This is a genomic window from Sivoneniella epilithica UHCC 1019 (assembly GCF_040830845.1).
Lineage (GTDB): Bacteria > Cyanobacteriota > Cyanobacteriia > Leptolyngbyales > Leptolyngbyaceae > ULC077BIN1.
On sequence record NZ_JBFPDP010000005.1, the window covers coordinates 37,998 to 48,221 of the forward strand.

The following is a 10,224-nucleotide window of genomic DNA, read 5'->3' on the forward strand; positions in this document are numbered from 1 at the left end:
ATGTCAAGCCCATGAATGTTCAGAATTTTTTCTGGAAAGCATCGATTGAGTGGAGTTGTGAAACCCAACAGGTAAATTTATTGAATTTCACAACGTTTAATCTAACCTACGCAAATAAACTAGCTTCCACCGATGCGGGCTACGTCGCGGATGTTGGCTTCAAAGGCGGCGGTGAGGGCATCATCGCCGCTGAGTCCAGAGGCGATCGCGTCTGCAATGGCTTGCAACACCCGTTTGTAATCCTTGGGCATCACTTTGACGAATTGGGGCACCGTTGCTTCCCAGTTGGCAATCACTTGGGTGGCTTTGGGGCTAGCCGTATAGTCAATGTGCTGCTGGATTAGTTGGCGCAGGTCGGCGATTTCTTCTGGGTCAGACAGCGTTTCCAAGCCCACCATTTGTTGATTACAGCGGCTAGCAAAGTCGCCAGATTCATCCAAAATATAGGCAATGCCCCCACTCATGCCAGCCGCAAAATTGCGTCCAGTTTCGCCCAAAATTACCACCTTACCCCCTGTCATATATTCGCAGCCGTGATCGCCCACGCCTTCTACCACGGTGTTTACGCCGGAATTGCGGACGCAGAAGCGCTCTCCAGCAATGCCGTTGATATACACTTCACCGGAGGTTGCGCCATACAGCACCACATTGCCCACAATCACGTTTTCGGCTGCGGCAAACGTGGACACCTTGGGCGGATAGAGGATGATTTTGCCGCCGCTCAATCCTTTGCCCAAGTAGTCGTTGGCATCGCCTTCCAGTTCTAGGGTGATTCCTTGGGGCACAAAGGCACCAAAGCTTTGTCCGGCGCTGCCCTGGAAGTGGAGATGCACTGTATCATCGGGCAATCCTTCCCAGTGGCGCTTGGTGATTTCGTTGCCGAGGATGGTGCCGACAACGCGATTCACGTTGGTGATGGGTAAGGTGGCAGTGACTTTTTCACCCCGCTCGATCGCCGGTTGGCAAAGTTCCAGCAGTTTTGTCATATCAATGGATTTTTCCAGCCCGTGATCCTGGGGAATTTGGCAGTAAAGCCCCACATCGGGCGACACGTCGGGTTGATAAAGGATTTTGGAGAAATCTAACCCTTTTGCCTTCCAGTGGGCGATCGCGTTTTGAGGTTCCAACACATCCGTGCGACCCACCATTTCGTTCAAGGTGCGGAACCCCAGTTGTGCCATCAGTTCCCGCGCTTCTTGAGCAATAAAGGTCATGAAATTGACGGTATGGGCAGGATCGCCGGTAAACTTCTCGCGCAGTTGCGGATCTTGGGTGGCAACTCCCACGGGACAGGTATTGAGGTGGCAAACGCGCATCATGATACAGCCGAGGGTGACCAGGGGAGCCGTGGCAAAGCCAAATTCCTCCGCACCCAGCAAAGCGGCAATCACGACATCGCGCCCGGTTTTCATCTGTCCATCAGTTTCAACCACAATCCGCGATCGCAGATTGTTGAGTACCAAGGTCTGATGGGTTTCGGCTAAACCCAGTTCCCAAGGCAATCCTGCATGTTTGATCGAGGTTTGGGGGGAGGCTCCGGTGCCGCCGTCGTAGCCAGAGATCAGCACCACATCGGCATGGGCTTTGGCAACCCCAGCGGCGATCGTGCCCACTCCCACTTCCGACACCAGCTTGACGCTAATCCGTGCGGCGCGGTTGGCGTTTTTCAAATCGTGGATCAACTCTGCCAGGTCTTCAATCGAATAAATATCATGGTGGGGCGGTGGTGAAATTAGTCCCACACCGGGCGTAGAATGGCGGACTTTGGCAATCCAGGGATAAACTTTTTTACCCGGAAGCTGACCGCCCTCACCAGGTTTTGCGCCCTGTGCCATTTTGATTTGCAGTTCTCGCGCTTGCGACAGATAGAGACTGGTCACGCCAAATCGACCAGAGGCAACTTGTTTAATCGCGCTATTTTTAGAGTCGCCTTGATCGTTTGTCCAAGTGTAGCGATCGGGATCTTCGCCGCCCTCGCCCGTATTGGATTTGCCGCCAATCCGGTTCATGGCGATCGCCAAGGCTTCGTGCGCCTCCTGAGAAATCGAGCCGTAGCTCATCGCGCCCGTTTTAAACCGTTTCAGAATCGCTTCTACCGGTTCTACTTCATCAATCGGTACGGGTTGACGAGCTTTAAAGGCAAGCAATCCTCGCAGCGTGAAATGCTTCTGATTTTGCTCGTTCACCAAGGCGGCGTATTGTTTATACAACTCGTAGTTGTCCGCCCGGACTGCCTGTTGCAGCGTGTGAATCACTTGGGGGCTGAACAAATGCGCCTCGCCTTCCTTGCGCCATTGATATTCGCCGCCCACATCCAGCGTGTGCCCATTCACCTCGCGATCCGGGAAAGCATGATGATGACGGGCGATCGCCTCTTGAGCAATCACGTTCAAATCTGCCCCTTCAATCCGAGAGGCAGTCCAAGTGAAGTAGCGGTCAATCACCGACTGATTTAGCCCGATCGCCTCAAAGATTTGGGCACCGCGATAGCTTTGAATCGTGGAAATACCAATTTTGGAAGCAACTTTAACCACACCTTTGGTCGACGCTTTGATGTAGTTTTTGCAGGCAGTGGGATAGTCCACATTGACCAGCGATCTTTCCTGGATCATGTCGGCGATCGTCTCAAAAGCCAGGTACGGATTAATCGCGCCGCAGCCATAGCCAATCAGCGTGGCGTAGTGATGCACCTCGCGGGGTTCGCCCGATTCCAGCACCAGACCGACGCGGGTACGAGTTCCCGTCCGAATCAGATGGTGATGGAGTCCAGCAACCGCTAGCAAAGCAGGAATGGGCGCATGATCTGGGTCAATCGCGCGATCGCTGAGAATTAGAATATTGGCACCCGTGGCGATCGCCTGATCTGCCGCCGTGGTCATCTCCTGGATTGCCTGTTCTAGACCGACTACACCCGCTTTCGGATTAAAGAGAATCGGCAGGGTCACAGACTTAAAGCCTGCTTGATCAATCTGCTGAAGTTTGCCTAGCTCTTGATTGCTCAAAATCGGCGTTTTAAGCTCAATCAAACGGCAGCTTTCCGGCTCTGGCTTTAACAGGTTACGCTCTGAGCCAATTGTGGTTTCCGCAGAGGTAATAATTTCTTCCCGAATCGAGTCGATCGGCGGATTGGTCACCTGAGCAAATAATTGCTGGAAATAGTCATACAGCAGCTTTGGACGGTCAGACAGCACAGCAAGCGGCGTATCGGCACCCATTGCCCCGATCGCTTCCACGCCATCCCGCGCCATGGGGGTGAGCAGCAGTCGCAAATCCTCAAACGTGTATCCAAATGTGGTTTGCCGTTGGAGCAGTGGAGCGGTGAAGGGAATTTCTGCGGATTCGGGCGCATCCTTGAGCGTGGATAATGACACCATATGCTGAGTCAGCCATTCTCCATAGGGATGCTCTGTGGCGACCTGCTGCTTAATTTCTTCATCTGCAATAATCCGTCCTTGCGCCATATCCACCAAGAACATCCGCCCCGGTTGCAGCCGACCCTTGAAGGCAATCCGCTCCGGCGCAATTGGCAAGACTCCCGCTTCTGATGCCATAATCACCAGATCATCTTTGGTGACGTAATAGCGCGAAGGACGTAAGCCATTGCGATCGAGGACTGCGCCCATGATTGTGCCATCGGTAAACGCGATCGATGCCGGACCATCCCAGGGTTCCATCAGGCACGAGTGATATTTATAAAATGCCTTCTTTTCCGCGCTCATCGATTCGTGAGCCGTCCAGGGTTCCGGCACCATCATCATCATGGCGTGGGGCAGCGATCGCCCTGCCAACACCAACAGTTCCAGCGCATTGTCAAAAATCAGCGAATCGCTGCCGTCAATATTAATTACGGGCTGCGCTTTTTTCAAATCATCGCCGAATAACTCAGATTCAAACAGCGATTGGCGGGCGTGCATCCAGTTAATGTTGCCGCGCAATGTATTGATTTCGCCGTTGTGGGCAATGTAGCGATAGGGATGCGATCGCTCCCAGCTTGGAAACGTATTGGTGCTAAAGCGAGAATGTACCAATGCTAAAGCACTCTCCATATCAGGATCATGCAACTCAGGGTAATACTGTCCCACCTGCACGGGCATCAGCATTCCTTTGTACACCATCGTCCGGCAAGACAGACTGGAAGGATACCAGTAGGGATCAATCTGAGTCGCCCGAATCATCGAGTGCGATCGCTTCCGAATCACATACAGCTTGCGTTCAAACGCCAACTCATCCGTCAGATCAGGCGATCGCGCAATAAATACCTGCTGCATAAATGGCTCACTCGCTTTCGCCGTGTTGCCCAGAGAAGCATTATCGGTTGGCACATCTCGCCAGCCCAAAACGCGCTGTCCCTCTTCCATCACAATAGTTTCAAAGAGCCGCCGACTCGCTTCTCGCTGAGCGCGATCGGACGCAGCATAAATCATCCCAACTCCATAGCTTCCGACCTCAGGTAGGATAACCCCTTGAGTTGCCATTGCCTTTTGCAAAAACTTATGGGGAATCTGCATCAACAGCCCCGCCCCGTCTCCGGTATTGGTTTCCGCGCCACACGCTCCCCGATGGTCAATATTCAACAAAATTGTCAGGGCTTGCTCAACAATCTCGTGAGACTTCTGACCCATTTTATGAACGATAAAACCAACGCCACACGCATCGTGTTCAAACTGCGGATCATACAAACCCTGTTTTGGAGGCATTCCGTTGCTATTCATTAAAATTACGACCCAATCAAGTGGCAGGAAGAGATTATCAATCTACTACTTAAATGGCTGAGAAAGTAGTAGCAGAGCGCATCAATCCACACAAATATTCTGACAAAGAACCCCTTCTACCCACATATTTAAGGAAATTAATAGATCTTTTTGGCAATTTCCCCTAATTTTTAGCGTGAAGCGTTAGAAAAATTTAGCAATGATTAGGGACAGCAGTTTGTAGACCAATCGAAATAAAGTGGTGAGAGCGATCGCCAATAGTCCTGCCATCACCGCTAAGGCGATCGCCGTTAGCCAAGGACTGCCAACCAAAGGCGCGATTGCCAGCCGTTTCAACCCCGCCAGCACAAACACGCCTCCCACAGTCAGCGCGGCAATAATCACTAAGTCTACTCGTTCGATCACCCGGCGTGATTGGGCAAAAACCAGACCCGCCAGCAGCAGCAGCCAAAAAACACCGCTAATTAGAGTAGTGCCTAACACGCTAATCAGGGAGATCGCCAACAATCCAGCCTCAAAGCCAGTAAACCCAGCGTTTGCTAGTTGTTCTAACAGGGAAAAGGGCGCGATTCCCTTTGGGATCGTGGAACGAATCGCCGGACGAGATGCCACAGGTTGTATCGGCTGAGCCGGCTGAATGGGTGCAGGCTGATTGGGCATAGGAACCGTTGGAAACGTGGTAGGCGACGGCGGTGTTGCAACAGGACTCGGCAGTGAGGCAGCTTGTGGTTTCAGAGAAATGGAGGATGAAGGCGACCCAAAAGACGCGCCATCCAATGCAGCTAGCACTTCAGCCGCAGATTGGTAACGCTGACTAGGCACTGACTGTAACATCCGATCCAAAATGTCGCCTAAGCGATCGCTCACAGAGCAATGCGATTTCCAGCGCCAAGTATTGCTATAGGTTTCTAGCAATTCACTAGGCTGCTTGTGGGTCAATAACATCAGACAACTCACTGCCAGCGCATACAAATCACTAGAGGGATACACCTCCCCACCTGCCATTTGCTCCGGTGGCGCAAACCCTTCAGAATAAATTCCGGTTGATTTAACCCCAGCTTTGGTTGCCTGACGGACTGCGCCAAAATCAAGTAGGTAAATCAGTCCATTGCGATGCCGCATGATGTTAGACGGTTTGATATCTCGATGGATAGAACCGTTTTCATGCACAAATTGCAGCACTTTCAGAATTTCTTGTAGCACTTTCAACAGGTTGTCTTCGGAAAACGCGCCAGCCTCCGCCATTTCCTGCTCCATCGTCTGCCCATCAATATATTCCTGCACCAGGTAGAAAAATTGTTCGTCCCGGCTAGCTTGCGAACTGGGCACGGCTAATTCAAAAAAGGCAAATAAGTCAGGAATTTGCGGATGGGCATTGCCTAAATCCTCCAGCGCCTCGGCTTCTCGTTCAAATAAATCTTGGGCAATTTGGAGTTGCTTGGGACTGAGAGTATTGGCAGGTTGAAATTGCTTCACCACACAGCGGCGCAAACCGGGAGTATAGCGATCGCGCGCCAAAAAAGCGGCTCCAAACCCTCCTTGCCCCAGCAGCTTTTGCGGTAAATAGCGCCCCACTAAGATCAACGGCATTCCGCAATTCGTGCAAAATTTCTGCTGAACCGCCTTTAGCGTTGCAGAATCATCCAGATCGGTAAAACAATTCTCAGGTCTTTGGCAACCTGGACGGGTGCAATGGAGATCCATAGATGTTACACATCGATATCAGATGCGACCCGTGCCAGATGCTCCAAACTAGGCGCGATCGCTGGAATTGGCTCCGCATGGGCGATCGTATAGCGCTGGAGTTCGGCGGTATACGAGGCAAACTTTGGCAAAATTTCTTTACAAAATGCCTCTGCTGCCTTAGAACGATAGCGATTGGGATTGATAATCACCGACAGCATCCGTTTGACGATTACATCATCAATTCTTGCCCGATGCAGCACCCCCATTTGTAGTTCCTTTTCGATCGCCGAAATGGAAACAAACGCCGCCCCTAAACCAGACTGCACCGCATTTTTAATTGCCTCAATCGAATTAAGCTCCATCTCAATCCGCAAACGACGGGTTTCAATGCCACAGCGGGTTAGCACCTGATCAATCACCTTGCGAATGGTGGATTGAGAATCTAGAGCAATGAACTGGAGCTTGTATAAATCATCTTTTTGAATAATGTCCTCTTGGGCTAATGAATGATCCATTGGCAAAATGAGTGCGAGTTCATCTTCCGCATAGGGAATAATTTCTAAAGAGTCTTGCAGTTCAGGCGAAATTTCACCGCCAATAATTGCCAGATCAATTTGTCCATTTGCCACACTCCAGGAGGTACGCCGAGTTGAATGTACATGAAGTTGAACTGCAACATCAGGATATTTTTGCCGAAACATGCCAATCATGCGCGGCAGCAAATAGGTTCCGGTGGTTTGACTGGCTCCCACAATCAAGGTTCCACCCTGCAAATTTTGCAAATCTTCAATCGCTCGACAAGTTTCTTGACATAACGTTAGAATTTTTTCTCCATAGCTCAACAGCAAATGTCCCGCTTCGGTTAGCTGCGCTCGTCTGCCACCGCGATCGAACAAGGGCACATCCAACTGGCGCTCTAGGTTTTGGACTTGTAAACTAACGGCTGGTTGAGAGACATATAGACTATCAGCAGCGCGTTTGAAGCTCCCCTCAGCAGCGATCGCTTTGAGAATCCGAAGTTGATCTAAGGTAAAAGGAAGGTCAGACATACAGCTAAACCTGAAGATGGAAAGGAGTCGAAGAATTTACCTATCAGATACAGCCCAATGAAGATGATCAGGATCAAATCATTCTGAGGCTTCTAAGACCAAAACCGTAGCATAGATAAACTGTGAAATAATCTGTAGAACCTCTAAGCCTTAAATTCGGTACATGATTGTATCAAATCGTAAAAAGACTATATGAAACAGGAAGTTATCCAGGACTTTCTGAATTTACCAGGAATTGCGGGTCTTGCTTTGATAGATAAGCGATCCCGCCCCTATTTCTGTGGAATTGATCACGCTTTAAACTACCAACAAAAAGAAGCTTTAGCTCAGGGTATTTTGCAAGTTGTTGACACCATTCCCGAAGGGTTTGAATCATTTAAATTTCAGTTTGCTAATTATCAAGTTCATATTCATAAGCTTGATCCAGGAATGATTTTACTGGTTCTGACTAAAAGTGGTTTAGTTTATTCTGAATACAAACAAACCGTTAAAACCCTCACGATCGCCCTACGGGAAAATATGGCAGATGCGATCGCCACCTTTCGCCTATTAACGGGTGCTGCCACTCTGCCAGGATTGAACCGTCCCAAACGCCCCCAAGCCAACGTAACTGCCACTCAAAACCGCACACCAGCCGAAGTATCTCAACCGACATCTCGCCTTTTTTCCAGCGTTAGCACCGAGATGGAGCCAGCCTCTCCCGATCTCGATCTCCCTGAGCCTGTCCAGTCCTCGGCTGCTAGTCCGCTCAATATTACCCTCGAAGATATTTTGACCGCTTTGAATACCCTCAGCCAAGTCACAACCCAATATTTAGGTATTCATGTCGTCGTTAACTATTGGAAATCGACCCGCCCCAGCCATGAATGGTTAAACCAATTTCAAATTGAGCGATCCGGGCAATTTAGCCTGACCCGCACCCCGTCCCAATCGTTACAAAATTTAGTCAGTCCTCAAGAACTCCTCTGGATTCAAGAATGGGTCACGACCTTTGTCACCCGGTGTTCTCAAGTAATCCGCGATTTTCCATCCCTAATTAATCAAAAAGTTTTAACAAATGAACAAAAAGCCTTACTTTTGGGCTGAATTAAATGAGGAGTTGGGAACCTAGGGGCTAGGGACAAAACTAACTCAAAACTCAAAACTCAAAACTCAAAACCTCTTCATTCTTACTTTCATGGCTAAAATCGTCCGGCTTGAACCTATTTCTCAAGACTCCTCTGTTGAAACGAACGGCAATCTGTTATCAATTTTGATTAACAAAGATCTGGATGTATTAAAAGAATGCGGTGGGCGTGGTCTGTGTGCCACCTGCCATGTCTATGTGAAAAGCGGCATGGGAGGATTATCTCCCGTGAATCGGCGAGAACAGCGCACACTAGAAGTGATTACGACCTGCAAGCCAAATTCTCGGTTAGCGTGTCAGGCGCGAGTATTAAACAATGGCGTAGTGGTAGAACTGCCGCCGGGGATGTATATCAATTCAATTAAGGATATTGAAGCGTTGATTGGTCGTCGGGCTGAACAGGATTTGCTCCACCCAATTACGGGTCAAGTTTTGGTGGAAGCAGGTAAGCTGATTACTCGCTCAATGATGAAGCAAATTGAAGATAAAACGAGTTTTAATATGGGGCAATTTTTGACAAATAGTACTGATGTTTAGCGTTTTGGATGTGCGGTTTCAGGCGTATGGTAAGTGGAATCGGGAACAAGAGACTGATGAAAGAGGTTGCGAAATGCTAAGCCAACTGCAAAAACTAAGCTGCGAAACAGACGGTCGCTATGCGACGGATGAGGAGTTAGAGTTTGTGAGTGAGCTTGGGCGATCGTTTTATTTGAGAGTGCAAACGTATCAACGGTTGCAAGCGTCGGAAGCAGTCATTGTGCAGCAGGTATTGACCAAGATACAGTTTCTTGAGCCGTCACTTTTTCACAGCAATAATGCAGACCTGATTGCAAAGTGGAAACGGGATACGATTCGGGTGCTGCGATATTCGGCGATCGCCATGCTGCTGAATGATCCGGATTCATTACGCGATCGCCTATTGTTTTGGTTTCGGACGATTATGAAAGCATTTGGCGCTGAACGCAGTTGTAATGTCACCTATGCAGTGATGCAGACTGTTATTAAGGAACATCTAACCGCACCTCAAGCAAGTTTATTTTGCCCCATTCTAGAAATGAATCGACAAGTTTTGGGTGCAGTTTAGACAGTTTAGAGACGGGTTGAAACCAGTGAGATGGCGTGAGATACTCTCACAACCCGGCATTGCTGAATGTAAGTATGATTTTTGACTGTAGGGATAGGTCTTGTGCCATAGCTGTCAACTAAAAGAAGGAAGCCAGATGTCAAGCGCTAGTGCGTCATTTTTTCGCCCTCGCTGGGTGTGGGCTTTGAGCAAGCCAAAAGACTGCTGAAAGTGGACAAGATAGGGAATCTATTCGGTCGCGGCATCTCGTTGTTTCGCTTGAGCAAAATGATAAAGCGACCGAAACACCATTTCCATTGAGATGCGCTCTAGCAATTGCCTTAAAGCGACTGCGACTTCTGCGCACAAGTCATTGAGGACAGCATAAAAAACCAAGTGGCATAGAGTTGAATTTGCGCCCACTGCGTCCCCCGACCCAGAGATAGGCGTTGCTAAATGTAAGTATGATTTCTGACTGTAGGGTTAGTCCTTGTACCTTACCCTGCCGGGGATGGAGGGCAACCACAAGGGATTGCCCCTACAAATTTCATCCCCAAATTCAGCAATGCCTAAGTTGACAGCTATGGC

General features: G+C 49.5%; 6 protein-coding genes. 3 read left to right on the forward strand and 3 right to left on the reverse strand.

Annotation, left to right across the window (positions count from 1 at the left end):
* Positions 1 to 119 precede the first annotated feature (119 nt).
* The 3 genes from gltB to AB3R30_RS04770 all read right to left on the reverse strand — a co-directional run bounded on the left by gltB (position 120) and on the right by AB3R30_RS04770 (position 7,447).
* Positions 120 to 4,697, reverse strand: coding sequence for a glutamate synthase large subunit (gltB, locus tag AB3R30_RS04760; RefSeq protein ID WP_458647996.1), 4,578 nt, complete (start codon positions 4,695 to 4,697; stop codon positions 120 to 122).
* 198 nt (positions 4,698 to 4,895) lie between these two features.
* Positions 4,896 to 6,416, reverse strand: coding sequence for a protein kinase domain-containing protein (locus tag AB3R30_RS04765; protein WP_458647997.1), 1,521 nt, complete (start codon positions 6,414 to 6,416; stop codon positions 4,896 to 4,898).
* 5 nt (positions 6,417 to 6,421) lie between these two features.
* Complete coding sequence (locus AB3R30_RS04770; RefSeq protein WP_458647998.1) at positions 6,422 to 7,447, reverse strand: LysR substrate-binding domain-containing protein; 1,026 nt, start codon at positions 7,445 to 7,447, stop codon at positions 6,422 to 6,424.
* Between the two features lie 192 nt (positions 7,448 to 7,639).
* On the opposite strand from AB3R30_RS04770, the gene AB3R30_RS04775 reads away from it, so the two are divergent.
* The 3 genes from AB3R30_RS04775 to AB3R30_RS04785 all read left to right on the forward strand — a co-directional run bounded on the left by AB3R30_RS04775 (position 7,640) and on the right by AB3R30_RS04785 (position 9,657).
* Entirely contained in the window at positions 7,640 to 8,533 is an 894-nt protein-coding gene (locus AB3R30_RS04775) for a hypothetical protein (RefSeq protein ID WP_458647999.1), read from the forward strand.
* Between the two features lie 91 nt (positions 8,534 to 8,624).
* Positions 8,625 to 9,110, forward strand: coding sequence for a 2Fe-2S iron-sulfur cluster-binding protein (locus tag AB3R30_RS04780; protein WP_458648000.1), 486 nt, complete (start codon positions 8,625 to 8,627; stop codon positions 9,108 to 9,110).
* A complete protein-coding gene (locus AB3R30_RS04785) occupies positions 9,103 to 9,657 on the forward strand; it encodes a phycobilisome protein (RefSeq protein WP_458648001.1) in 555 nt (184 codons plus the stop codon). Before AB3R30_RS04780 ends, AB3R30_RS04785 begins: the two co-directional genes overlap by 8 nt.
* Positions 9,658 to 10,224 lie beyond the last annotated feature (567 nt).